The organism is Kitasatospora sp. NPDC097605 (genome assembly GCF_040302725.1).
Classification (GTDB): Bacteria; Actinomycetota; Actinomycetes; order Streptomycetales; family Streptomycetaceae; genus Kitasatospora.
The window spans coordinates 33,603-56,943 of sequence record NZ_JBEOSF010000053.1 but is presented as its reverse complement, the minus strand read 5'-3'; the positions used below and the strand labels follow the sequence as shown (position 1 = coordinate 56,943).

Genomic DNA, 23,341 nt, shown 5'->3' with positions numbered 1-23,341 from the left:
GTTCGTCGCCAACGCCCTGTCCAGCCGTCTCACGGCCGAGGTGCGACGGGCGGGAGTCCGGTGGGTCCAGGAGTATGCGCGCGGTGTCGGACGACCCGTCCGCGCCCGGCCACTGCGCGTTGTCAGGCGGTCCGGCGGAGGCTGCGGACGGCGAGGAAGAAGGCGGCGGCGGTGAAGGTGGTGGAGAGGAGGAAGAGGAGCGCGACGCCGAGGTGGAGGAGGGCGTGCGGCTCACGGAGGATGCGGGCGAGCACGAGGTAGCCGGCGGAGGCGGTGAGGACGGCGCCGAGGACGGGGGCGGACCAGCGGTGGAAGGCGAGCCGCTCGGGGAGGGCGGAGAGCAGGGAACCGGTGGGTATGGCGACGAAGGTCCCGAAGAGCAGGCCCACCATGGCCCCGAGGGGTACCGAGGTGTAGCGGAAGGCGACGAGCGCGACCAGGGAGCCCCAGAGGGCCCCGCCGATGACGCCGACCTGGGTGGTGCGAACGATGAGCCGGATACGCCAGGCATTGGCGTTCATCGGTGGGGATCCTCCGGAGCTGGACTGATCAGGAGAAATGGTCGAACTCGCCGGCCTTGACGGCCAGCAGGAAGGAACCGAGCTTCGCTACGTCGATGTCCAGAATGCTCTCCGGGTCATCGGACTCCCGCAGATGACGAAGGCCCGCTGTGCCCGTGGCAAGCTCAACACAGCTGCCGCCCTCGTTTGATCCGCTGAACGATGACTTCTGCCAAAGCAGTTCTGGCATCAGGTGCCCTTCACGTTTGGAGCAGGTAGAGAAGGTGTCGGATGAGCCCCCACGAGTCGCGCGACGACGAGAGCGCGAGGGACGACTGGCCGATGTCGACCGGAAACAGCGCAAGATCGCTCAGCTTGTTGAACGTCCTGCGGTACGTGTCGATCGCGTGCCGGTCGCCAAGATACTCGGTGTGGCTTGGGTGATCCACAACAACGGTGGAGAGGTCCGCCGCCCCTGGGTCCAGCAGCAGGAACTGGCCCGTGTGCGGCGGCTTCTTCGGTGCCGTGAACGGCAGGACCTGGATGGTCACGTTGGGCAGCTCGGAGATCTCCAGCAGATGCGCCAGCTGTGCTCTCATCACGGCGTCTCCGGGGAAACGTAGGCGCAGAGCCGTTTCGTGAACCACGAAACGGAACTCCCGTCGCGGAAGGTCGGTCAGGATCCGCTGCCGGTTGATCCGGAAGTCGATCTCGGCTTCCACGTCCAGCTTGCGGTCGCGATGAGCGTCTTTGTAGATCGCTTCGGCATATGCGGGCACCTGCAGGAGACCGGGCACGTAGAACGTCTCGTAGTTGGCGATGAGAGCCGCACTGTCCTCGGTCTCGGCCAGGTCGAGCGCAAGATCCGGCACTCGGTCGGCGAACTCCGACCACCACCCCTTGCCCGTTCGCCGCCCCATGTCCGCGAGCTTGGCCCGATAGACCGGATCATCGCAGCCGTACGCGTCGAGCCAGACCCCCAACCGTTCCTGATTGAGGCCCGTTCGACCCGCTTCCGTATGGCTGACGGCCGGACTCTTCATCCCCACGAGTGCGCCGGCTTCCGGTGCCGACAATCCCGCCGCCAACCGCAGGCGCTGCAACTCCTCGCCGAAGCGGCGTTGCCGCTGGCTGATCTCTCCCCTGAGCCCCACAGCGCTCCTTCCCTCTCCCCGAGTGTTCCGCATCGGCCAGACCCAATGCCACCGGCCAAGCATCACCCACAAGGGTCAACCTTGTCTTGTCAGTTGCAACGTTTTGACTCTTCACTCTACTCTCGGTGTTGCACCGGTCACATGACGGATCGTCAATCAGTCCTCGGCCCTCCGTCGGTGAGTCATTCCTCCCCACCTCACGGAGGTCCCCCATGCGTGCCCCCACCCCGCCCGACTGGTTCGTCGTCCGCCACGAGCTGCGCACCCTCCTCACCGCGGCCGGCTGGCGCCCGGACGCCATCCACGACGCCGAACTCGCCCTTCACGAGCTGTTCGTGAACGCCTGGAAGCACGCGGGAACCCAGGCGCCCCACGTCATCGCCGCCCTCTGCCCCCGCACCTTGCGGGTCTCGGTCTGCGACGACAGCCCGGACCTGCCCGAACTGCGCACCTGCGCCGACCCCTACGCGCTCTCCGGCCGTGGGCTCCACCTCGTCCAGGCGCTCACCGACCGCTTCGGCGCCGAGCCCGCGAAGCACGGCAAAGTGGTCTGGTTCGAACTGGAGGCCACCGCGTGAACACCCCTCTCGAACCCCACGACAAGATCCTGCGCACCTACACCGAGCCCGAGGTCACCGCTCTGATCCGTGAACTGCACGAGCGCGGGAAGCCGTTCGGGATCCAGTGGGGCTCCGCCGCCGTCAACGGATCGACCATCGACGGCCGACTCCTCATCTCCTTCGGCGACACCTCCGTCGCCACCCTGCTCAACCTGCTCGCTCTCCTCCGCGAGGAGCTCAGGACCTCGTGAACTTCCTCATCGGTGCGGCCTTCGCCGTCCTCCTCGCCCTCGCCATCGCCACGGTCATCACTGGCGTCATCACCGCGCTCAAGGTCCATGGCAACGAGGAAAACGAGCACAACTGCTGAACGTTACGGCGGCCGCCGCCCCGGCCGCCGCCAACGCAAATGGGAGCAGCGTTGCTACTCCTACTCTGCGGCCCCCGGTCGGGGCACTGCGGGGCCGCGGGGTGCGAGGGGGCGACTCAGGACCAGATGGGTCGTGGTGTTCCCCAACTGCGCCAGCTCGTCGACGATCTCCTCCAGGTGCCTCATCGATGTCGTCGCGATCTTCAGCGCGTAGCAGTCGTCCCCCGTGGTCCGCAGACACTCCAGGATCTCCGATCGCTCCTCCAGCAGCCGCCGCAGCGGCTCGTGCCGCGCCGCCGGCCCCGGGTACCTCAGCCGCACGACCGCCGCCACCGGGTAGCCCGTGCGCTCCAGGTCCACCTCGGCGCGGTAACCGGTGATCACCCCCGCCGTCTCCAGCCGCCGCACCCGCTCCGTCGTCGCCGACGCGCTCAGGTTCACCCGCCGGGCCAGCTCGGTGAACGCGATCCGCCCGTCCTCCTGGAGCTCGGCCAGGATCGCCCAGTCCGTCGCATCGAGAATCTCGGTCATGAGCCCAGATTGCCGGTGATTCCACGGCCGAACAACCCCTCGGCCGGTAGATGTCACATCCGTCAATCCGGCCGTCACCCGCGCTTGCCCCTGCCCCAGGGGCAGGGCGCAGAGTGGGCCCCGTGCACAAGGACTTGATCACCATCGGCGAGCTCGCCACCCTCACCCGGCTCAGCCCCAAGGCGCTGCGCCTCTACGGGGAGCGCGGGCTGTTGACGCCCGCCGGCGTCGACCCGCACACCGGGATCCGCCGCTACGGCCTCGCCCAGGTCGAACGGGCGCGCCGGATCGCGCTGCTGCGCGCAGTCGGCATGCCGCTGGCGCGGATCGCGGCCGTGCTCGACGCCGGTGGAGACGAGTCCGCGCGCCTGCTCGACGCCTACTGGGACGAGCAGGAGGCCGCGCACCGGGCCCGCCGACAGGCGGTGGGCTACGCCCGGACAGTCGTCATCGGAGGGAAATCGACCATGTACCGGATCGCCGAACGCGACGTCCCCGAACAGAAGGTGCTCTGCATCCAGCGGACCGTCAACGGCGCCACTCTCGTCCGCTTCCTCAACGAGGCCGGCGAGCAGCTCGTCGCCCACCTGGAGTCGAGTGGCGCCCGCCTCTCCGGGCCGATCTTCAGCGTCTTCCACGGGTACGTGAGCGAGGAGTCGGACGGCCTCGTCGAGGTGTGCGCCCCGACGGTGGACGCCGTCGGGCCGACCGGCCGGATCGCCGTACGGATCCACCCCGCCCACCGCGAGGCGTACACCGAACTCACCAAGGAGCACAAGGACTTCGCGACGGTGGCGGCGATCCACCACGCCGTCGGCGCATGGGTCGAGGAGCGGGGGTACGAGCGCGCCGGCGGCAACCGGGAGGTGTACTACCCGAACTTCGGGACCGCCGAGCCGCACGAGCACACCGCGGACGTCACCGTCCCGTTCCGCCCCCGCACGGACGGGTAGCGCCTACACCTCCACCTGGCGCAACCGCCCCAGCAGGGCCATCAACTGCCGCTGCTCGTCGGGGTTGAGCGGCGCCAGCAGCTCCGTGTTGGCCGCCTCCGCCAGCTCCGCGCAGCGGGCGAGCACGGCGACGCCCTCCGGGGTGACGGTGACGGCGTTTTTGCGCCGGTCGGCCGGATCCGGCGCGCGCAGGACGTAGCCGGCCTGCTGGAGGTGGTTGAGCGCGCCGACCATGTCCTTGGGGTCGACGGCGAGGCGGCGCCCCAACTCCGCCTGCGCCACCGGCCCGAACTCGGCGACACCGGCGAGCACGGCGTGCTGGAGGAGCCTCAGGCCCTCGGCCGCGATCGCGTCGGCGACCAGACCCCGGCCACGCGCCGCGACGCGCCCGACGAGCCAGCTCGGCAGGGTCTGGATGTGCTGGAGGGGCGTGGTCATGGCCTCCAGCCTACTCCGATTTTCATTGGACATCCCAACGGTTCTCCCATTACCGTTGGGATGTCCAATGAATCCACCGGATCGGGGAGGCCCTGTGCTGCGCGTCCGCCATGAGGTCGACGGTTCGTCCGGGCTGCTGCGCGCCGAGGAGGCCGCGGTGCCCGAGGCCGGCGCCGGGGAACTGCTCGTCCGGGTCGAGGCCATCGGCGTCACCCTGCCCACCGTCCGCCGCCTCCGCGACAGCCGCGAGCCGCTCCCCCTCGGCGGCGAGATCGCCGGCCGCGTCGTCGCCACCGGCCCGGGCGTCACCGCCTTCGCGGTCGGCGACCGCGTCACCGGCCTCTGCTTCGCCGACGCCTACGCCGAGTTCGCCGTCCTGCCCACCGCGATGGCCTCCCACGTACCCGACGACGCGACCGCCGTCGAGGCCGTCGCCCTGGTCCGCAGCGGCCTCGTCGCCCGGGGCGCCCACGAGGCGGCGCGCATCGAGCCGGGCGAGTCCGTCCTGGTCACCGCCGCCGCCGGCGGGGTCGGCACGCTCGCCCTCCAGTTCGCCACGGCCGGCGGCGCGGGCCGCGTCGTCGCCGCCGTGAGCAGCGCCGCCAAGGCCGGCCTCGTCCGCTCCCTCGGCGCCGACGAGGTCGTGCTCTACCGGGACCTCGACCGGAGCGGCCCGTACGACGCGATCCTCGACGGCGTCGGCGGCGACCTCCTGGCGCCCGCCGTCCGCACCCTCGCCCCCGGCGGCCGGCTGGTCGCCTACAGCTCCGGCGGCGGCACCGTCGAGGCGTACGAACTCCTGCTGCGCGGCGCCTCGGTGATCGGCTTCCAGATCCGCGCGCTCGCCACCGGCCGCCCCGAGCTCTACGCCCGCTGGCGCGACGACCTCTGGCACCGCCGCGCCGCCGGCACCCTGCGCCCCGCCGTCCACACCCCCCTCCCCCTCGCCGACGCCGCCCTCGCCCACACCCTCGTCGAGCAGCGCCGCAACCTCGGCAAGGTGGTCCTGGTGCCGTGACCCGGAACGCCGGGAACGGCCCCGGCCCGGACTCCGGAGATCGAACGGCCGGGCACGGGACGGCGGACGGGCCGGCTTCCCCTTCCCGGGCGCCGGCAATCTCCGGGCCGACCCTGAGCGGAACCCTGAGAGGGGGTCGTGCCCGGTCAGGACGCAGGTCGGGGGCGGGATCGGCTTGCGGGGTGAGGCTTTCGGCGGGGCGGCGGCGGAGCATGGAAGTACGCCAGCCGGAGGGACCGGCCAACGGCGTCACCACAGCAATGGAGTCCGCCATGAGCCGCCTCGCCCGCCCCCGCCACAACCGCGTCATCGCCGGCGTCTGCGCCGGGCTCGCCGAGCGCTTCGGGCTCACGCCGTGGACCATGCGCGTGATCTTCCTGGCCTCCTGCCTGCTGCCCGGCCCGCAGTTCCTCATCTACCTGGCGCTCTGGCTGCTGCTCCCCCAGGAGCCGTGACCCGGCGAAGGGGCCGCCCGCTCCCCGACGGGAGCGGGCGGCCCCTTCGGCCGTGCCGTGCGGCGGCGCGGACGGGTCAGCCGGTGAGGCCCGGCAGCGGGAGGGTCTGGGTGAGCGAGCCGAGCGGGGTCTTGTCGAGGCCCGGCACGGTCGGCAGGGCGCCCCGGTTGCCGGTGGCGCCGGCGACCGGGGCGGTGGCCTGGCCCGCGGTCGGGGCGAGGCTGCCGAGGGTGCTGCTGACCTTGTCGGCGACCGGCAGCTTGCCCGCGGCGTCGGTGAGGGCGCTGGTGGCGGCCGGGTTGGTCAGCAGGTTGGTCGGGAGCCCGAGGCCACCGGTGGCGGTCGCGGGGGCGGCGGACGCGCCGCCGGCGCCGACCGCGGCGATCGCGATGCCGAGCGCGGCGGTGCCGGCGGCCTTGAGAGTGGCCTGCTTCATGTGGTTCCCCTTGGGTCCTCGTCCGGTGGCCGACACACGCGGCCGGCGCGACGGGACCCGCCGCCACGGCCTGTCAGCATTGACGCGCACACCGTAGTGAGGCGATCGGGCGGGGATCAACGCGATTCACCCGCCCGAGCGAGAAGTCGGATGAACGCCAACTCCGTTGGCGGACAGTGGCGTTCATCCGACCACAGCGGGGCGCTCAGACGCCGGCGCTGAACAGCCACTCGGCCTTGAGCTCGGCGTAGCCCGGCTTGATCACGTCGTTGATCATCGCGAGCCGCTCGTCGAACGGCAGGAAGGCCGACTTCATCGCGTTCACGGTGAACCACTCCAGGTCCCCCAGCGTGTAGCCGAAGGCCTCGACCAGGTGCGCGAACTCGCGGCTCATGCTGGTGCCGCTCATCAGCCGGTTGTCGGTGTTCACGGTGACCCGGAACTTCAGCCGGCTGAGCAGCCCGATCGGGTGCTCGGCGTACGACGTCGCCGCGCCGGTCTGCAGGTTGGAGGTCGGGCACATCTCCAGCGGGACGCGCTTGTCGCGCACGTACGCGGCGAGCCGGCCCAGCTTGACGGTGCCGTCCTCCTCGACCGTGATGTCGTCGACGATCCGCACGCCGTGGCCGAGCCGGTCGGCGCCGCAGCACTGCAGGGCCTCCCAGATCGACGGCAGGCCGAAGGCCTCGCCCGCGTGGATGGTGAAGTGGTTGTTCTCGCCCTTGAGGTAGTCGAAGGCGGCCTGGTGGCGGGTGGGCGGGAAGCCCGCCTCGGCGCCCGCGATGTCGAAGCCGACGACGCCGGCGTCGCGGTGGCGGTTGGCCAGCTCGGCGATCTCCGACGAGCGCGCGGCGTGCCGCATCGCGGTGATCAGGGTGCCGATCCGGATGCGGTTGCCGGCGGCGCGGGCGTTGGCCTCGCCGAGCCGGAAGCCCTCCTGGACGGCCTCGACGACCTCGTCCAGGGTCAGGCCGCGCTCCAGGTGCTGCTCGGGGGCGTAGCGGACCTCGGCGTAGACCACGCCGTCGGCGGCGAGGTCCTCGGCGCAGTCGGCGGCGACCTTGATCAGGGCCTCACGGGTCTGCATGACGGCGCAGGTGTGGGCGAAGGTCTCCAGGTAGCGGACCAGCGAGCCGGAGTCGGCGGCCTCGCGGAACCACGCGCCGAGCTCCTTGGGGTCGGTGGTCGGCAGGCCCTCGTAGCCGACGGCGGCGGCCAGCTCGACCACGGTCTCGGGGCGCAGACCGCCGTCGAGGTGGTCGTGCAGGAGCACCTTGGGCGCGCGGGCGATCTGGTCGGGGGTGGGGATCCGGGGGCCGGTGCCCGCGGTGGTGACGGGATTCTGCTTCTCCATTGCGGGAGTGTAGCTCCTACGCGCGTAGACAGGCCACCGTCCGGAGGGCGAATCATCCAATGTCCACCGGGAATTCCACCAAAGGGACGAGCCGGGCAACCTACCCGCCGGTCGGCCCCGCGCGCGCCGCCCCGTGACCCGGGCGAATGCGCCGCACTCAGTCGTGCGCCAGCAGCCGGCCCCGCCGCGACAGCACGAAGTCCCGGAAAGCCGCCGCCGGAGGGGTCAGCGGACGCCCCGCCGCCCACGCCAGCCCGATCGCCCGCCGGGTGCGCGGCGCCGTCACCTCCAGCTCCACCACCCCCGGCCGCGGCACCAGCGCCGGCGGCAGCAGCGCCACCCCGAGCCCGGCCGCCACCAGCCCGCGCAGCGTCTCCGTCTCCTCCCCCTCGAACGCGATCCGCGGCACGAACCCGGCCTCCGCGCAGAAGCCGTCCGTGATCGCCCGCATCCCGTAGCCGGGCTCCAGCCCGACGAACGGGTCCTCGGCCACCTCCGCCAGCCGGATCCGGCGGCGCCCGGCCAGCCGGTGGTCCGCCGGAACCACCAGGTGCAGCCGCTGCTCGTCCAGCCGGCGGGCGGCCAGCGCCGGATCGTCGTCCGGGACCGGTGCGACCAGGCACAGGTCCAGCTCCCCCGCGCGCAGCCGGTCCAGCATCGCGCCCACGTAGTCCTGCACCAGCTGGAACCGCACCAGCGGGTACGCCGCCCGGAAGTCCCGCAGCAGCGCGGGCACCGCGTCCGTCCCCATGGTGTGCAGGAAGCCGAACGCCACCCGGCCGGTCTCCGGATCGGCCTCCGCCCGCGCCGCCTCGGCGCCGCGCTCGACCTCGGCCAGCGCCCGCTCCACCGAGGCCAGCAGCAGCCGGCCGGCCCGGGTCAGCCGGACCGTCCGGCCCTGACGGGCCAGCAGGTCGACGCCCAGCTCCGCCTCCAGCCGGGCCACCGCCCGGGACAGCGTCGGCTGCGGCATCGCCAGCAGCGCCGCCGCCTGCGTGACGTGCTCCAGCCGGGCGACCGCCGCGAACTGGGCCAGCAGCGGCGCGAGTTGCACCGCCGGCAGCTCCGGTCCCAGCTCCGCGAGCCGGACCGGCTCCGCACCAGTGGCCATCGTGATCTCCCGTCGTCGCCACACGCTGTGCTCATACGCCTGTGCATGGATTATCGGTGGTTGATGCATTGGACGCATCAGCCCGGCCGGTTCTAACGTCGACGTCATGCAGCCCTCCAGTACCGGGGCGTCCGCGACCGTGCCGGACGCCCTCGCCCAGCCGACCCCGATGCCGACCCCGACGCCGGCGCCGATGCCCCGCGCCGACGACCGCCACCGCCCCGGCCAGCGCTCCTTCCGCCGCGCCAACCTCGCCCTGTTCGCGGCGGGCATCGCGACCTTCGTCCTCCTCTACTCCACCCAGGGCCTGCTGCCGGTCCTCTCCGACGACCTCGGCCTCACCCCCGGCCAGGCCAGCTGGACGGCCTCCGCCGCCACCCTCGGCCTCGCCCTCGCCCTGCTTCCCGCCAGCGCGCTCTCCGACCGGTACGGCCGCACCGCCGTGATGACGGCCTCCACCCTCGCCGCCTCCGCCTTCGCGCTCGCCCTGCCGTTCGCACCGGACCTCACCACGCTCGTCGTGCTCCGGGTGCTCCAGGGCGCCGCGCTCGCCGGACTGCCCGCCACCGCGATGGCCTACCTCGCCGAGGAGGTCCACCCCTCCGCGCTGGCCTCCGCGATGGGCCTGTACGTGGCGGGCAACAGCATCGGCGGCATGGGCGGGCGGCTGCTCTCCGGCTGGGTCGCGGCCGGCCTCGGCTGGCGCTGGGGGCTCGCCGCCTCCGCCGCCCTCGCCCTGCTCGCCACCCTCGCTTTCCGGCTGCTGATCCCCGCCGCCCGGCACTTCACCCCGGCCCCGGTGGACGCCCGCGCCCTCGCCCGCACCGTCGGCCGGCACCTGCGCAACCCGCTGCTGCTGCGGCTGTACGCGCTGGGGCTGCTCTTCATGGCCGTGTTCGGCGCGGTCTACAACACCGTCGGCTACCGGCTGATCGCCGCGCCGTTCCACCTGCCGGAGTCGATCGCCGCCTCGATCTTCGTGGTCTACCTGGTCGGCACCGGCACCTCCGCCGCCGCGGGCCGGCTGGCCGCCCGGCTCGGCCGCCGCGGCGCGCTGTACGTCGCCATCGGCACCACCGCCCTCGGTCTGCTGCTCTCCCTCGCCGACTCCCTGGTCTTCGCCCTGCTCGGCCTGGTGCTGATCACCGCCGGCTTCTTCGCCGGCCATGCCACCGCCTCCGCCGCCGTCGGCCGCACCGCCACCGAGGGCCGCGCCCAGGCCTCCGCGCTCTACCTGATCGCCTACTACCTGGGCAACAGCCTCGGCGGCACCATCGGCGCCGACGCCTACCACGCCACCGGCTGGCCCGGCGCCGCCACCATCGGCCTCACCGCCATGACCCTCGCCGCCGCCGTCACCCTCTACGCCACCCACCAGGCCCACACCACCCGCCGGGGCGAGTCCCTGGCGGGCGGACTCTCCGCCCGGTAGCTCCGCCCCGCGAAAGACCGGAGGCACCGCCGTCACCGCCGCCCACCGAACGCACCGGCACAGGAGCAGGGTCGGTTCTGGAGTCCGGCCTGGCAGGGCAAGGAGGCCGAGGTCGACCAAGCCCCCGGCCGGGGGGAGGCAGGGCACGTGGTCGAGTGCGCGCTCCCCGGCCGCCCCTGAGGCCTGCCGTTCCCGTTCCCGCCGCGGCGGATACCTGACGCTCGCTGTCAGGTATCCGCCGTAGCTTTCGTGCTGTCCCACCGGTACGGCGAACGGAGGAACACACCATGGCCGCCTTCGTCCTCATCCCCGGCGCACTGCACGGCGGCTGGTGGTACCGGCCGGTCACCGAGGGGCTGCGGGCCGCCGGGCACGTGGTGTACCCGGTGACGCTGACCGGGGTGAGCGAGCGCGGGCACGTCGGGGCGGCGGGCGGGGTGAACCTGGACGTCCACGCGCGGGACGTGCTCGGGCTGCTGGAGGCGGAGCGGATCACCGACGCCGTGCTGGTCTCGCACAGCTACGGCGGCATGGTGGCCTCCGCAGTCGCCGACCGGGCGCCGGCGCGGATCGCCGGGCTGGTGTACGCGGACGCCTTCGTGCCGCGCGACGGCGAGTCGGCGTACGCGATCGCCAACGACGTGTGGCGGCGCCGCTACCTCGCGGGCGCCGCGGCGGGCGGAGGGCACACCCTGCTCGGCCTGAGCCCCTTCCTCGACCCGCGCGCCACCGTCCACCCGCTGGCCGGCCTGCTCCAGCCCGCCGCCCTCACCGGCGCCGCCGACGCCCTGGAGGTCCCCCGGGTCTACCTGCACGCCGCGGAGTTCGAGGACTCCCCGTTCCTCGGCACCGTCGCCCGCCTGCGCACCGACCCCGCCTGGACCGTCCACACCCTCCGCACCGGCCACGACCTCGTCCGCGAGGCCCCCGAGGAGTTCCTGAAGCTCACCCTCACCGCCACCGGCTGACCGGCTCACCTGTCCGCGACCGTCGATACACTCCGAAACATGAGCACCGATCCTGCTGTGTACGCCCGGTTGCGCGAGATCGCCGATCAGCTTCCGCAGGTGCCGGGGATAGGGAAGATCGAGATCGCCGACGGCGAGATCGTCATGATGATGTCCCCGGTGAAGCGCCACGAGCTCGCCGTCGTCCGCATCGCCCAGCAGCTGAACGCCCAGCTCCCGCAGACGCATCCCGGCTACATCGCCCACGGAGGCGCGGACCTGGAGGACGCGGGCATGGGCAGACTGCGGAACCCGGACCTGATGGTGTTCCCCCTCGCAGCCCTCGACGACGAGCAGCCGGCGCTCCTCCCCCACGAAGTACTGCTCGTCGTGGAGATCGTCTCGAAATCCAATCCGGAGAACGACTACCACAACAAGGTCCGCGACTACGCGGGCATGGGCATCCCGCTCTACCTGCTGGTCGATCCCCGCAAGGGCACCGGCATCGTCCACGACGAGCCCGGCTACACCTCGCGCAAGGAGTTCGCCTTCGGCGACACCGTCACCGTCGGCCCGTGGAATCTCGACACCGGCGTCCTGCGTACGTACGCCTGAGCAGCGTACGTACGCAGGAGCGGCTGTCAGGCGATGCGGTCGAGGACGATCGGGGTGGGGGTGAACGGGGTGCCGGCGGGGGCGACCTCGATGCCGCCGGTGAGGGCCTCGATCGCGTACTCGAAGCGCTCGGGGGTGTCGGTGTGCAGGGTCAGCAGGGGCTGGCCGGCCACCACGGTGTCGCCGGGCTTGGCGTGCATCTCGACGCCGGCGCCGGCCTGCACCGGGTCCTCCTTGCGGGCGCGGCCGGCGCCGAGGCGCCAGGCGCAGACGCCCACCGCGTAGGCGTCCAGCCGGGTGAGCACGCCGGAGGCCGGGGCCGGGATGACGTGCCGCTCGCGGGCGACCGGCAGCGGGGCGTCGACGTCGCCGCCCTGGGCGGCGATCATGCGGCGCCAGTGGTCCATCGCGGAGCCGTCGCGCAGCGCGTCGGCCGGGTCCTTGCCGTGCACGCCCGCGGCGGCGAGCATCTCGCGGGCCAGCGCCAGGGTGAGCTCGACGACGTCGGCCGGGCCGCCGCCGGCCAGCACCTCGACCGACTCGCGGACCTCCAGCGCGTTGCCGGCGGTGAGGCCGAGCGGGGTGGACATGTCGGTGAGCAGGGCGACGGTGTTGACGCCGGCCGAGGTGCCGAGGCCGACCATGGTGCGGGCCAGCTCGCGGGCGTCGTCGATGTTCTTCATGAAGGCGCCGGAGCCGACCTTCACGTCGAGGACGAGCGCGCCGGTGCCCTCGGCGATCTTCTTGGACATGATCGAGGAGGCGATCAGCGGGATCGCCTCGACGGTGCCGGTGACGTCGCGCAGCGCGTACAGCTTCTTGTCGGCCGGGGCGAGGCCGTCGCCGGCCGCGCAGATGACCGCGCCGGTGTCCCGCAGGACCTGCAGCATCTCCTCGTTGGAGAGCAGGGCGCGCCAGCCGGGGATGGACTCCAGCTTGTCGAGGGTGCCGCCGGTGTGGCCGAGGCCGCGGCCGGACAGCTGCGGGACCGCGGCGCCGCAGGCGGCGACCAGCGGGGCGAGCGGCAGGGTGATCTTGTCGCCGACGCCGCCGGTGGAGTGCTTGTCGCTGGTGGGCTGCGCCAGCGAGGAGAAGTCCATCCGGACGCCGGAGCGGATCATCGCGTCCGTCCAGCGGCTGATCTCGTGCGGGTTCATGCCGTTCAGCAGGATGGCCATGGCCAGGGCGGACATCTGCTCGTCGGCGACCTCGCCGCGGGTGTAGGCGTCGATGACCCAGTCGATCTGAGCGTCGCTCAGCTCTCCGCGGTCGCGCTTGGTCCTGATGACGGAGATGGCGTCCATGGTTGCTCCATTGCTTCCAGAAGTGGTTCAGAAAAGCGAAGAGTGTCGCGAGCGGGCCGGCGAAGGCCCCGCTCGCGACACTCTACGCGCGTAACAAACGCCAGTACTAGAGCCGCTCCGGCCCGAACGCGTCGGGCAGGACGTCACTCATCGGACGCACCCCGGACGGCAGCTCGATCAGCAGGTCGGGCCCGCCGTGCTCGTACAGCAGCTGGCGGCAGCGGCCGCACGGCATCAGCAGCGCCCCGGTCCCGTCCACGCAGGTGAACGCGGTCAGCCGGCCGCCGCCGCTCGCGTGCAGCGCGGAGACCAGACCGCACTCGGCGCAAAGCGCGAGCCCGTACGAGGCGTTCTCCACGTTGCAGCCGGTGACCACCCGGCCGTCGTCCACCAGCGCGGCGGCCCCGACCGGGAACTTGCTGTACGGCGCGTACGCGTGGCTCATCGCCTCGCGCGCCGCCGTCCGCAGCGCGACCCAGTCCACCGTCTCGGCGCCCGGCGTCACTTGCCCTGCCCCTTGCGGTAGATCTGGCCGTCGGCCTTCGGCGGCCGCAGCCGCTGCGAGGCCAGCGAGAGCACCACCAGGGTGATCACGTACGGCGTGGCGACGATCAGCGGACGCTGCACCTCGTCGGTGGTGAAGTACCAGACGAACAGGCCGCCGGAGACCACCGCGGAGATCAGCGCCGAGGTGAGCTTGCGGCGGTACAGGTGCCAGGCCGCCAGCAGCACCATCGCGATGGCGACCACCAGGATCAGCACGTGCACCGACTCCGGGTCGCGCAGCTGGAGGCTGTCGGTGAAGCCGAACAGGCCGGCGCCGACGGCGAGGCCGCCCGGCATCCAGTTGCCGAAGATCATCGCGGCGAGGCCGATGAAGCCGCGGCCCAGGGTCTGGCCGTCCTTGTAGAAGTGCGCGGCGACCAGCGAGAGGTACGCGCCGCCGAGGCCCGCGAAGGCGCCCGAGGCGATGACCGCCAGGTACTTGTACTTGTAGACGTTGACGCCCAGCGACTCGGCGGCGGTCGGGTTCTCACCGCAGGAGCGCAGCCGCAGGCCGAAGACGGTCCGCCAGAGGACGAAGTAGCTGACCACGATCAGCGCGCCGGCCAGGACGACGACCACCGAGAGGTTGGTGACCAGGCCGCCCAGCACGCCGGCGACGTCGGAGACCAGGAACCAGTGGTGGGACTCGATGTCCTTCAGCCACGAGGACAGCCCGGGGACGGTGATGTACGGCAGCGGATCGGCCGGCGGGGACTGGTTCGCCCCGGCGCCGAAGGCGATGTAGTCCTTGTAGTAGATCCGGTTGACGTACGCGCAGATGCCGGGGATCAGCAGGTTGATGCCGACGCCGGAGACGATGTGGTCGACGCCGAAGGTCACCGTGATGACCGCGTGCAGCAGACCGCCCAGCGCGCCGCCGAGCATGCCGGCCAGCAGGCCGACCCACGGGTTGTACAGGTAGCCGCCCCAGGCGCCGGCGAAGGTGCCGGCGACCATCATGCCTTCGAGGCCGATGTTGACGACGCCGGCCCGCTCGGACCAGAGACCGCCGAGACCGGCCATGCCGATCGGGACCGCCGCGCCGAGCGCCGCGGTGATCTGGCCGGAGGAGGTCAGCGAGTGGTTGTCGGTGATCATGCCGACGGCGGAGAAGAGGACGAGGGCGCCCGCGATCAGCAGCAGCACCACCGGCCAGGACAGCTTGCGCTTCTTGGCGGGCGCGCCGCCGGGCGTCTTGGCGCGAACAGCGGTAGCCGTGCTCATGCCGACACCTCCTTCTTCTGGGCGGCCGCGGCGGCAGCCTGGGCGGCGAGCTCGGCGCCGACCTTCTGCTGCTGGCGCTTCAGGCCGTAGCGGCGGACCAGCTCGTAGGCGACGACGACGCAGATGACGATGGTGCCCTTCATGACGTCGACGATCTCGAACGGGAACTCACCGTTCTGCGGCAGCGGCAGCTGGGAGCCGGTGGCGTCGAGGAAGGCGAAGAGCAGGGCCGCGAAGACCATGCCGATCGGGCTGTTGCGGCCGAGCAGGGCGACCGAGATGCCCAGGAAGCCGAGGCCGGCCTGGAAGCTCTGGCCGAAGTAGAACGAGTTCTGCATCAGCTCGGGCAGGCCGATCAGACCGGCCAGCGCACCGGAGACCACCATCGAGGTGACGACCATGCGCTTGACGTTGACGCCGGACGCGGTGGCCGCGGTCTCCGAGCGGCCGGTGGCGCGCAGGTCGAAGCCGAAGCGGGTGCGGTTCAGGGTGAACTGGAACGCCACGCCGACCAGGATCGCGATGACGACGAAGCCCCAGAGCGGGCCGCCGTCGGTGTCGATCGAGAAGAAGCGGCTGGACTCCGAGATCGGGGTGGTCTGGATCGCGTTGCTGGTGGTGCCCTTCTCCGGCGCGAAGATGCCGGGGACGAGCAGCAGGCCGACCACCGCGGTGGCGATCGAGTTCAGCATGATGGTCGAGATGACCTCGCTGACGCCGCGGTAGACCTTCAGCAGGCCGGCGACCGCCGCCCACATGCCGCCGACCAGCATCGCGGTCACCAGCAGCAGCGGGATCTGGATGATCGCCGGGAGGTCGACCTGGCTGCCGACGAAGGCGGCGAACAGCGCGGCGAGCTTGTACTGGCCCTCGACACCGATGTTGAAGAGGTTCATGCGGAAGCCGAAGGCGGCGGCCGCGGCGGCGAGGTAGTACGTGGTGGACCGGTTGATGATGGCCACCTGGCCGTCCGACTTGGTGCCGTACGTGATCATCACGTTCCAGGCGTCGAACGGGTTCTTGCCGGAGGTCGCCAGCAGCAGCGAGCAGATGACGACGGACAGCACGACGGCGAGCACCGGCGCCGCGAGGGCGAGCACGATCTTCTCGCCGCTGAACCGCTGCGCCAGGCCGCTCTTGGCGGGGGCCTCGGCGGGAGCGGGCTTGGGACTGGTCATGTGGGCTACTCCCCCGCCTGCTGGTCGTCGGCGGTGTCGGTGGGGGTGTCGGACGGCGCGGCCTCGGTGCCCTCGGCCGCGAGGGCCTGCGCCTGCGCGAGGGCCTCCGGCTCGGACTCGATGTGGCCGCTGGCGGCGCCGGTCATCGCGGTGCCGAGGTCCTCGGCGGTCACGGTCTCCGGGTCGGCGTCGGCGACCAGCCGGCCGCGGTAGATCACCTTGATGGTGTCGGAGAGGCCGATCAGCTCGTCCAGGTCGGCGGAGATCAGCAGCACGGCGAGGCCGGCCCGCTGGGCGACCCGGATGTGCTCCCAGATCTGCGCCTGGGCGCCGACGTCCACACCGCGGGTGGGGTGGGCGGCGATCAGCAGCTTGGGCTCGTGGCTCATCTCGCGGCCGATGATCAGCTTCTGCTGGTTGCCGCCGGAGAGGGAGGCCGCGGTGACCTCGATGCCGGGGGTGCGGACGTCGTACTCCTCGACGATCCGCTGGGTGTCCTTGCGGGCGGCGGCCGGGTCGAGCAGCACGCCCTTGGAGTTGGGGCGCTCGGTGACGTGGCCGAGGATCCGGTTCTCCCAGAGCGGGGCCTCCAGCAGCAGGCCGTGCCGGTGGCGGTCCTCGGGGATGTAGCCGATGCCGGCCTCGCGGCGGGCCCGGGTGAGGCTGCCGGAGAGGTTCTTGCCGTCCAGGCTGACGCTGCCGGCGTCCAGCGGGAGCATGCCCATGATGGCCTCGACCAGTTCGGCCTGGCCGTTGCCCTCGACACCGGCGATGCCGAGGACCTCGCCCTTGTGGATGCGCAGCGAGATGTCGTCCAGGACGACGCGCTCGATGCCCTCGGCGTCGGTCTTGGCGATCCGCAGGCCGTCGACGCGCAGCATCTCGTCGGCGGTGACGGTCGACTCGCGGCTCTCCGGGGAGGGCAGTTCGGCGCCGACCATCAGCTCGGCGAGCTGGCGGGCGGTGACGCGCTCGGGGTCGGCGTCGCCGACGGTGGTGCCGCGGCGGATGACGCTGATCGCGTCGGCCACCGAGAGCACCTCGTGCAGCTTGTGCGAGATGAAGATGACGGTGACGCCCTCGGACTTCAGCTCGCGCAGGTTGTCGAACAGGGCGTCGACCTCCTGCGGGACGAGCACGGCGGTGGGCTCGTCGAGGATGAGGATCTTGGCCCCGCGGTAGAGCACCTTGAGGATCTCGACGCGCTGGCGGTCCGCCACCCCGAGGTCCTCGACCAGGGCGTCCGGGCGCACGCCCAGGCCGTACTGGTCGGAGATCTCCTTGATCTTCTGCTTGGCCTTGGCCCCGATGCCGTACAGGTGCTCGCCGCCGAGGACGACGTTCTCCAGGACGGTCAGGTTGTCGGCGAGCATGAAGTGCTGGTGCACCATGCCGATGCCGCGCGCGATGGCGTCACCCGGGGTGTTGAACTCGCACTGCTCGCCGTTGATCGCGATGGTGCCCTCGTCCGGCTTCTGCATGCCGTAGAGGATCTTCATCAGCGTCGACTTGCCGGCGCCGTTCTCGCCCATGAGGGCGTGCACGGTGCCGGTGCGGACGGTGAGGTTGATGTCGTGGTTGGCCACGACGCCGGGGAAGCGCTTGGTGATGCCGCGCAGTTCGACGGCCGGTGTCGCCGTCCCCGCGCTGGGGTTACCGCCCGTGGTCGGGGCGGGGTCGGATGCGGTGATGGCGGTCTCCTGGTGGTCTGGAGGCGCGTCGTTGCGCTGGAGGGCCAAAAGCGGAAAAGGATGGGGGGACGGGACGGGGCCCGGGGGTACGCACTGAGCGCACCCTTCCGGGCCCCTCCCTATGTTGCGTCCATCATGGCGCTGCCGGGCAGGCGGCAGCGGCAGCGACGTCCGGTCGAACCCTGGAGCCTTACAGCTTCGACGGGTCGGTCGGGACGGTGGTCTGGCCGTTCTTGATGGCGTTGGCGGCCTCGTCGAGCTTGCCCTTGATGTCGTCGATCTTGCCGCCGGTGGTGGCGAGCGAGACACCGTCGGCCTTGAGGTCGAAGTTCTTCACACCGGTGAAGACCTCGCCCTTCTTGGCGGACTCGATGTAGGCGAAGACGGCCTTGTCGACGTTCTTCACCATCGAGGTCATGATGCTGTTCTTGTACTTCGCCAGGGCGGGCTGGGCGGCCTGGTCGGAGTCGACGCCGATGGCCAGGGCGCCGGCGTTGGCGACGGCCTCGATGGCACCGTTGCCGGAGGAGCCGGCGGCGGTGTAGATGACGTCGGCCTTCTTGTCGAGCTGGCCCTGCGCGGCTTCCTTGCCCTTGTCGGGGGCGGCGAAGCCGGAGAAGTCCGGCGGGGTCGACAGGTAGGTGACCTCGACCGGGATGTTCGGGTCGACGGACTTGACGCCCGCGCGGTAACCGGCCTCGAACTTCTTGATCAGCTCGGACTGCACACCGCCGATGAAGCCGACGTGCTTGTTCTTGGACTTGAGGGCGGCGGCCACACCGGCCAGGTACGAGCCCTCCTGCTCCGAGAAGGTCAGCGAGGTGACGTTGGCCGGTTGGGTCTCGGAGGCCGAGTCGATGATCGCGAACTTGGTGCCCGGGTTCTCCTTGGCGACCTTCTCGACGGCGGCCTGGTAGACGAAGCCGACGGCGATGATCGGGTTGTAGCCCGCGGAGACCAGGTTCTTGAGGCGGGTCTCCTTGTCGGCCTCGGCCTCACCGGTCTTGGCGTCGGCCTCGGTGACCGCGACACCCAGCTCGCTCTTGGCCTTGTCCAGGCCGCGGGCCGCGGAGTCGTTGAAGGACTGGTCACCACGGCCGCCGATGTCGTAGGCCATGCCGACCTTCAGGCCGCCCTCGGACGAGCCGGAGGAGGCGGTGGTGTCGTTGCTCTTTGCGCCGCAAGCGGCGAGCGAGGCGATGCCCAGGGAACCCGAGAGCACAACCGCGGCGAGCTTAGTAGAACGGCGCAAGGGAGTTTCTCCTTCTCACACGCACCCGTTTAGCGTGGTCGGACGCCACCGTAACGCGCGTAGAACACGGTTGTGTTACGGGCCGCCGGAGCATTCGGGTTGTTATCAAACCGTGGTCTCGCGGCCGCTCCGACGCCCCTTTCCCGTACGCGGACGGTGCTGGGAACTGGCGCAGCCCAGTGTACGGAACCCTGAATAAACGGTGTATTCACGGCGAAACCGGACACCTTTGACGGGTGTCCGGTTCCGATCGCCGCGCACGGTGACGGGGTCAGAGCGTGCCGGGCTCCAGCGCCAGCGCGGTGAACAGCTCCACGCCGATCGCGATCGCGCGCTCGTCCACGTCGAAGCGGCCCTGGTGCAGGTCGCGGACGGTGGTGTCACCGGGGGCCCGCACGCCGAGCCGGGCCAGCGCGCCGGGGGCGTGCTCCAGGTACCAGGAGAAGTCCTCCCCGCCGAGCGACTGCTCGGTGTCCTCGACCACCTCGGCGCCGTCCCGGCCGAAGCGCGCGGTCATGCCGGCCTCCAGCAGCCCCACCGAGACCGCCTCGTTGACCACCGGCGGCACGCCCCGGTGGTAGTCGAGCGTCCACTTCGCGCGGTAGGTCTCGGCGAGCCGGGCGATCAGCTCGTGCAGCAGGTCCGGCGCCTCCCGCCAGCCGGCCAGCTCCAGGCAGCGGACGGTGCCCTCCAGCTCCGCGTGCTGCGGGATGACGTTCGGCGCGGAGCCGGCGGCGATCCGGCCCCAGACCAGCGAGACGCCCCAGCGGGGGTCCATCCGGCGGGCCAGCGCGCCCGGCAGCTCGGCGGCGGTGCGGGCGACCGCGGTGACCAGGTCGGTGGTCAGGTGCGGACGCGCGGTGTGGCCGCCGGGGCCGTCCAGGTGGAGCACCAGGCGGTCGCAGGCCGAGGTGATCGCCCCGACCCGCAGGCCGACCCGGCCCACCTCCACCTTGGGGTCGCAGTGCACGGCGAAGATCCGGCCGACGCCCTCCATCCCGCCGGCCGCGATCACGTCCAGCGCGCCGCCGGGCATGACCTCCTCGGCGGGCTGGAAGACCATCCGGACCGGGCGCCGCAGCTCGCCCGAGCGGGCCGACTCGGCGAGCACCAGCGCGGTGCCGAGCACCACCGAGGTGTGCACGTCGTGGCCGCAGGCGTGGGCCCGGCCGGGGACGCTCGAACGGTAGGGGACGTCGGTCTTGGCGTCGTCGATCGGCAGGGCGTCGATGTCGGCGCGGAAGGCGAGGAACTCCGCGCCGGGCGGGGCGGACTCGGGAACGATGTCGACGAGCATTCCGGTGCCGCCCGGGAGGATCCGGGGGGCGAGGCCGGCGGCGACCAGGCGGTCGCGCAGCAGGCCGGTGGTTCGGAACTCCTGGCGGCCCAGCTCCGGGTGCCGGTGCAGGTCCCGCCGGAAGGCGATCAGCTCGGGCTCCAGCTCCCGTACCCGGTCGCGGAGACCGGCGGCGGGGCGGGCAGCGGTGAGGGTGACGGCCGACTGGGCGGACTCACGACGGTTCATCTCAACAAGGGTAGGCCTGTTGGGGGGATTTGGCCCGACTTCCCGCAAAGAAGTCCCCGGATGGGCGCATACCGGCCGCGCTGGTGGGTATGACATCTTGTTTCAGCCGCCTTCCCCATGGTGCCTGCCCTGTGCAACGACCATCGACGATCAAGGTCACGGCGGACTCCACCGGCCGGTTGACGCCCGCCCGGACGGCTCCGTACGGGTTCCGGACGCCCGGCACATTGGCTCAAAAGCGTTCGACCGGGACATGGCGGCCCCACACCTCGCGCAGCGCGTCGCAGACCTCGCCGACGGTGGCCCGCGCGGCCAGCGCCCCGCGCATCGGGTACAGCACGTTCTCCGGCCCCTCGGCGGCCCGGCGCAGCGCGTCCAGCGCCCGTCGCACCGCGGCGCCGTCCCGCGCCGCCCGCAGCCGGGCCAGCCGGCCGGCCTGCCGGGCCTCGATCGCCGGGTCCACCCGCAGCGGCCGGTACGGCTCCTCCACGGCCAACTCCCCCGGCTCCAGCCGGAACCGGTTGACCCCGACCACGGTGCGCGCGCCCGCCTCGGTCTCCCGCTGGATCCGGTAGGCGCTGCGCTCGATCTCCGCCTTCTGGTAGCCGGCCTCGATCGCGGCCACCGCCCCGCCCAGGTCCTCGACCCGCGCCATCAGGCCGAGCACGGCGGCCTCCACCTCGTCGGTCAGCGCCTCCACCGCGTACGAGCCGGCGAACGGGTCGACGGTGGCGGTCACATCGGTCTCGTGGGCGAGCACCTGCTGGGTGCGCAGGGCGAGCCGGGCGGCCTTCTCGGTGGGCAGCGCCAGCGCCTCGTCGAAGGAGTTGGTGTGCAGCGACTGGGTGCCGCCGAGCACCGCCGCGAGCGCCTGCACCGCGACCCGGACCAGGTTCACCTCGGGCTGCTGGGCGGTGAGCTGGACGCCCGCGGTCTGGGTGTGGAAGCGCAGCCGCAGCGAGCGCGGGTCCCGGGCGCCGAACTCCTCGCGCATCACCCGGGCCCAGATCCGGCGGGCGGCGCGGAACTTGGCGACCTCCTCCAGCAGGGTGCTGCGGGCCACGAAGAAGAAGGAGAGCCGGGGCGCGAAGTCGTCCACCGCCAGCCCGGCGGCCAGCGCGGCGCGCACGTACGCGATGCCGTCGGCCAGGGTGAAGGCGATCTCCTGCGCGGGCGTGGCCCCGGCCTCGGCCATGTGGTAGCCGGAGATCGAGATGGTGTTCCAGCGCGGGACCTCGGCCCGGCAGTACCGGAAGAGGTCGGCGACCAGCCGCAGCGAGGGCTGCGGCGGGAAGATGTAGGTGCCGCGGGCGATGTACTCCTTCAGCACGTCGTTCTGCACCGTGCCGGTGAGCCGGGCCGGCGGGACGCCCTGGGCCTCGCCGACCAGCTGGTAGAGCAGCAGCAGCACGGCGGCCGGGGCGTTGATGGTCATCGAGGTGGAGACCTCGCCGAGCGGGATGCCGGCGAACAGCTCGGCCATGTCCTCCACGCTGTCGATCGCCACCCCGACCTTGCCGACCTCGCCGGCGGCGAGCGGGGCGTCCGAGTCGTAGCCCATCTGGGTGGGCAGGTCGAAGGCGACCGAGAGGCCGGTGGAGCCGCCGGCGATCAGCCGCCGGTAGCGGGCGTTGGACTCGGCGGCGGTGCCGAAGCCGGCGTACTGGCGCATGGTCCACGGCCGGCCGGTGTACATGGTCGGGTGGATCCCCCGGGTGAACGGGTACTCCCCCGGGCGGCCCAGCCGCTCGTCCGGGTCCCAGCCGGCCAGGGCCTCGGGGCCGTACACCGGCGCGAACGGGAGGCCGGACTCGGTGCGGCGCGGTTCGCCGGGCGGCACCTCGGACGGTTCGGCGGTCATGGGGTCCTCCGCGGGGGTCGGCGGTCGGGTCCACTCCTTTTCGCAATGTAGCGCCGAAGGCCTTGAGATGATCGGCTGAACCGACCGGCATATCTCAGGAGTGGCAATGACCGAGCAGAAGGTGGCCGTCGTCACCGGTGCGAGCAGCGGGATCGGCGCGGCGACCGCCCGCCGGCTCGCGGCCGAGGGCTTCGACGTGGTGCTGACCGCCCGCCGGACCGAGCGGATCGAGGCGCTGGCGAAGGAGACCGGCGGCCGCGCGTACTCCCTGGACGTCACCGACCGGGCCGCGGTGGACGCCTTCGCCGCGCAGCTCGGCCGGGTGGACGTGCTGGTGAACAACGCCGGCGGGGCGATCGGCGCGGAGAGCGTCGAGACCGGCGACCCGGCCGACTGGCTGGCCATGTACCAGGTCAACGTGCTGGGCGTGCTGCACATGACCCAGGCGCTGCTGCCGGCCCTGCGGGCGAGCGGCGACGGCACCGTCCTGGTGATGTCCTCGACCGCCGCGCTGGCCGCGTACGAGGGTGGCGGCGGCTACGTGGCGGCCAAGCACGCGGCGCACACCATCGCCGCGACGCTCCGGCTGGAGCTGTGCGGGGAGCCGATCCGGGTGATCGAGATCGCCCCGGGCATGGTGAAGTCCGAGGGCTTCGCGGTGACCCGGTTCCGCGGCGACGAGGAGAAGGCCGCCGCCGTGTACGCGGGCGTCGCCGAACCGCTGACGTCCGAGGACATCGCCGACACCGTCGCCTGGGCGGTCACCCGGCCGTCGCACGTCAACATCGACCTGCTGGTGGTCCGCCCGCGCGCACAGGCCGCCAACCACAAGGTGCACCGGGAGCTCTGAGGTACCGGCAGGGCGCGGGCGGTGCCCCGACAGGGG

The 23,341-nt window shown here is 72.0% G+C and carries 26 protein-coding genes; 10 read left to right on the top strand and 16 right to left on the bottom strand.

Translation table 11 applies throughout. The annotated features are described in order from the left end of the window. Window positions 1-122: 122 nt before the first annotated feature. The 3 genes from ABTX81_RS36545 to ABTX81_RS36535 are packed head-to-tail and all read right to left on the bottom strand — an operon-like array spanning window position 123 to window position 1,654. Window positions 123-521 (bottom strand): hypothetical protein, encoded by a 399-nt coding sequence (locus ABTX81_RS36545; protein ID WP_350554679.1) that lies wholly within the window; start codon window positions 519-521, stop codon window positions 123-125. Window positions 522-549: 28 nt separating this feature from the next. Then, window positions 550-750, bottom strand: coding sequence for a DUF397 domain-containing protein (locus ABTX81_RS36540; protein ID WP_350554677.1), 201 nt, complete (start codon window positions 748-750; stop codon window positions 550-552). Window positions 751-760: 10 nt separating this feature from the next. Beyond that, window positions 761-1,654 carry a helix-turn-helix domain-containing protein gene (locus ABTX81_RS36535; RefSeq protein ID WP_350554675.1) on the bottom strand — a complete coding sequence of 298 codons (894 nt, stop codon included), beginning with the start codon at window positions 1,652-1,654 and terminating at the stop codon, window positions 761-763. Window positions 1,655-1,866: 212 nt separating this feature from the next. Between ABTX81_RS36535 and ABTX81_RS36530 the strand changes: the two genes are divergently transcribed. The 3 genes from ABTX81_RS36530 to ABTX81_RS36520 are packed head-to-tail and all read left to right on the top strand — an operon-like array spanning window position 1,867 to window position 2,584. Then, window positions 1,867-2,232, top strand: coding sequence for an ATP-binding protein (locus ABTX81_RS36530; protein WP_350554673.1), 366 nt, complete (start codon window positions 1,867-1,869; stop codon window positions 2,230-2,232). Next, window positions 2,229-2,465 carry a hypothetical protein gene (locus ABTX81_RS36525; RefSeq protein WP_350554671.1) on the top strand — a complete coding sequence of 79 codons (237 nt, stop codon included), beginning with the start codon at window positions 2,229-2,231 and terminating at the stop codon, window positions 2,463-2,465. The genes ABTX81_RS36530 and ABTX81_RS36525 overlap by 4 nt, the downstream gene beginning before the upstream one ends. After that, window positions 2,462-2,584: a hypothetical protein gene (locus ABTX81_RS36520; protein WP_350554669.1), complete on the top strand. Its 123-nt coding sequence runs from the start codon at window positions 2,462-2,464 to the stop codon at window positions 2,582-2,584. The genes ABTX81_RS36525 and ABTX81_RS36520 overlap by 4 nt, the downstream gene beginning before the upstream one ends. Window positions 2,585-2,644: 60 nt before the next feature. Here ABTX81_RS36520 and ABTX81_RS36515 read toward each other — a convergent pair whose 3' ends face one another. Further along, complete coding sequence (locus ABTX81_RS36515; protein WP_350554667.1) at window positions 2,645-3,115, bottom strand: Lrp/AsnC family transcriptional regulator; 471 nt, start codon at window positions 3,113-3,115, stop codon at window positions 2,645-2,647. A 122-nt stretch (window positions 3,116-3,237) separates the two neighbouring features. Here ABTX81_RS36515 and ABTX81_RS36510 point away from each other — a divergent pair, with 122 nt between their 5' ends. Then, a complete protein-coding gene (locus tag ABTX81_RS36510) occupies window positions 3,238-4,068 on the top strand; it encodes a MerR family transcriptional regulator (protein ID WP_350554665.1) in 831 nt (276 codons plus the stop codon). Between the two features lie 3 nt (window positions 4,069-4,071). Here the strand turns inward: ABTX81_RS36510 and ABTX81_RS36505 are convergent, their stop codons facing one another. Next, entirely contained in the window at window positions 4,072-4,506 is a 435-nt protein-coding gene (locus ABTX81_RS36505; RefSeq protein ID WP_350554663.1) for a MarR family winged helix-turn-helix transcriptional regulator, read from the bottom strand. Window positions 4,507-4,600: 94 nt separating this feature from the next. Here ABTX81_RS36505 and ABTX81_RS36500 point away from each other — a divergent pair, with 94 nt between their 5' ends. Together ABTX81_RS36500 and ABTX81_RS36495 are read left to right on the top strand one after the other, a co-directional pair. Next, window positions 4,601-5,524 (top strand): quinone oxidoreductase family protein, encoded by a 924-nt coding sequence (locus tag ABTX81_RS36500; RefSeq protein ID WP_350554661.1) that lies wholly within the window; start codon window positions 4,601-4,603, stop codon window positions 5,522-5,524. A gap of 272 nt (window positions 5,525-5,796) precedes the next feature. Then, the gene (locus ABTX81_RS36495; RefSeq protein WP_350554659.1) at window positions 5,797-5,979 is read left to right on the top strand and encodes a PspC domain-containing protein; all 183 of its coding nucleotides are present in this window, start codon (window positions 5,797-5,799) and stop codon (window positions 5,977-5,979) included. Window positions 5,980-6,055: 76 nt separating this feature from the next. On the opposite strand, the gene ABTX81_RS36490 is transcribed toward ABTX81_RS36495, so the two are convergent. The 3 genes from ABTX81_RS36490 to ABTX81_RS36480 all read right to left on the bottom strand — a co-directional run bounded on the left by ABTX81_RS36490 (window position 6,056) and on the right by ABTX81_RS36480 (window position 8,880). Next, the gene (locus ABTX81_RS36490) at window positions 6,056-6,415 is read right to left on the bottom strand and encodes an ATP-binding protein (RefSeq protein WP_350554657.1); all 360 of its coding nucleotides are present in this window, start codon (window positions 6,413-6,415) and stop codon (window positions 6,056-6,058) included. Window positions 6,416-6,620: 205 nt separating this feature from the next. Continuing rightward, entirely contained in the window at window positions 6,621-7,769 is a 1,149-nt protein-coding gene (locus ABTX81_RS36485) for an adenosine deaminase (RefSeq protein WP_350554655.1), read from the bottom strand. Window positions 7,770-7,926: 157 nt separating this feature from the next. Beyond that, complete coding sequence (locus ABTX81_RS36480; RefSeq protein ID WP_350554653.1) at window positions 7,927-8,880, bottom strand: LysR family transcriptional regulator; 954 nt, start codon at window positions 8,878-8,880, stop codon at window positions 7,927-7,929. 106 nt (window positions 8,881-8,986) lie between these two features. Between ABTX81_RS36480 and ABTX81_RS36475 the strand changes: the two genes are divergently transcribed. From ABTX81_RS36475 to ABTX81_RS36465, 3 genes are all read left to right on the top strand, one after another. After that, window positions 8,987-10,312 carry an MFS transporter gene (locus ABTX81_RS36475; protein ID WP_350554651.1) on the top strand — a complete coding sequence of 442 codons (1,326 nt, stop codon included), beginning with the start codon at window positions 8,987-8,989 and terminating at the stop codon, window positions 10,310-10,312. Between the two features lie 287 nt (window positions 10,313-10,599). Further along, window positions 10,600-11,280 (top strand): alpha/beta fold hydrolase, encoded by a 681-nt coding sequence (locus tag ABTX81_RS36470; protein WP_350554649.1) that lies wholly within the window; start codon window positions 10,600-10,602, stop codon window positions 11,278-11,280. 39 nt (window positions 11,281-11,319) lie between these two features. After that, window positions 11,320-11,874, top strand: coding sequence for a Uma2 family endonuclease (locus tag ABTX81_RS36465; RefSeq protein WP_350554647.1), 555 nt, complete (start codon window positions 11,320-11,322; stop codon window positions 11,872-11,874). A 26-nt stretch (window positions 11,875-11,900) separates the two neighbouring features. Here the strand turns inward: ABTX81_RS36465 and ABTX81_RS36460 are convergent, their stop codons facing one another. From ABTX81_RS36460 to ABTX81_RS36425, 8 genes are all read right to left on the bottom strand, one after another. Further along, a complete protein-coding gene (locus ABTX81_RS36460) occupies window positions 11,901-13,178 on the bottom strand; it encodes a thymidine phosphorylase (RefSeq protein ID WP_350554645.1) in 1,278 nt (425 codons plus the stop codon). A gap of 106 nt (window positions 13,179-13,284) precedes the next feature. Beyond that, window positions 13,285-13,683 carry a cytidine deaminase gene (locus ABTX81_RS36455; RefSeq protein WP_350554643.1) on the bottom strand — a complete coding sequence of 133 codons (399 nt, stop codon included), beginning with the start codon at window positions 13,681-13,683 and terminating at the stop codon, window positions 13,285-13,287. Next, complete coding sequence (locus tag ABTX81_RS36450; protein WP_350554641.1) at window positions 13,680-14,948, bottom strand: ABC transporter permease; 1,269 nt, start codon at window positions 14,946-14,948, stop codon at window positions 13,680-13,682. Before ABTX81_RS36450 ends, ABTX81_RS36455 begins: the two co-directional genes overlap by 4 nt. Next, window positions 14,945-16,126, bottom strand: a complete 1,182-nt coding sequence (locus ABTX81_RS36445; protein ID WP_350554639.1) for an ABC transporter permease — start codon at window positions 16,124-16,126, stop codon at window positions 14,945-14,947. The genes ABTX81_RS36450 and ABTX81_RS36445 overlap by 4 nt, the downstream gene beginning before the upstream one ends. A gap of 5 nt (window positions 16,127-16,131) precedes the next feature. Then, window positions 16,132-17,658 (bottom strand): ABC transporter ATP-binding protein, encoded by a 1,527-nt coding sequence (locus tag ABTX81_RS36440; protein ID WP_502892935.1) that lies wholly within the window; start codon window positions 17,656-17,658, stop codon window positions 16,132-16,134. Between the two features lie 349 nt (window positions 17,659-18,007). Continuing rightward, window positions 18,008-19,069, bottom strand: coding sequence for a BMP family lipoprotein (locus ABTX81_RS36435; RefSeq protein ID WP_350554637.1), 1,062 nt, complete (start codon window positions 19,067-19,069; stop codon window positions 18,008-18,010). A 271-nt stretch (window positions 19,070-19,340) separates the two neighbouring features. Beyond that, window positions 19,341-20,594: an amidohydrolase gene (locus ABTX81_RS36430; protein ID WP_350554636.1), complete on the bottom strand. Its 1,254-nt coding sequence runs from the start codon at window positions 20,592-20,594 to the stop codon at window positions 19,341-19,343. Between the two features lie 232 nt (window positions 20,595-20,826). Then, window positions 20,827-22,455: an acyl-CoA mutase large subunit family protein gene (locus ABTX81_RS36425; RefSeq protein WP_350554634.1), complete on the bottom strand. Its 1,629-nt coding sequence runs from the start codon at window positions 22,453-22,455 to the stop codon at window positions 20,827-20,829. Window positions 22,456-22,561: 106 nt separating this feature from the next. Here ABTX81_RS36425 and ABTX81_RS36420 point away from each other — a divergent pair, with 106 nt between their 5' ends. Then, a complete protein-coding gene (locus ABTX81_RS36420; RefSeq protein ID WP_350554632.1) occupies window positions 22,562-23,305 on the top strand; it encodes an SDR family oxidoreductase in 744 nt (247 codons plus the stop codon). Window positions 23,306-23,341 lie beyond the last annotated feature (36 nt).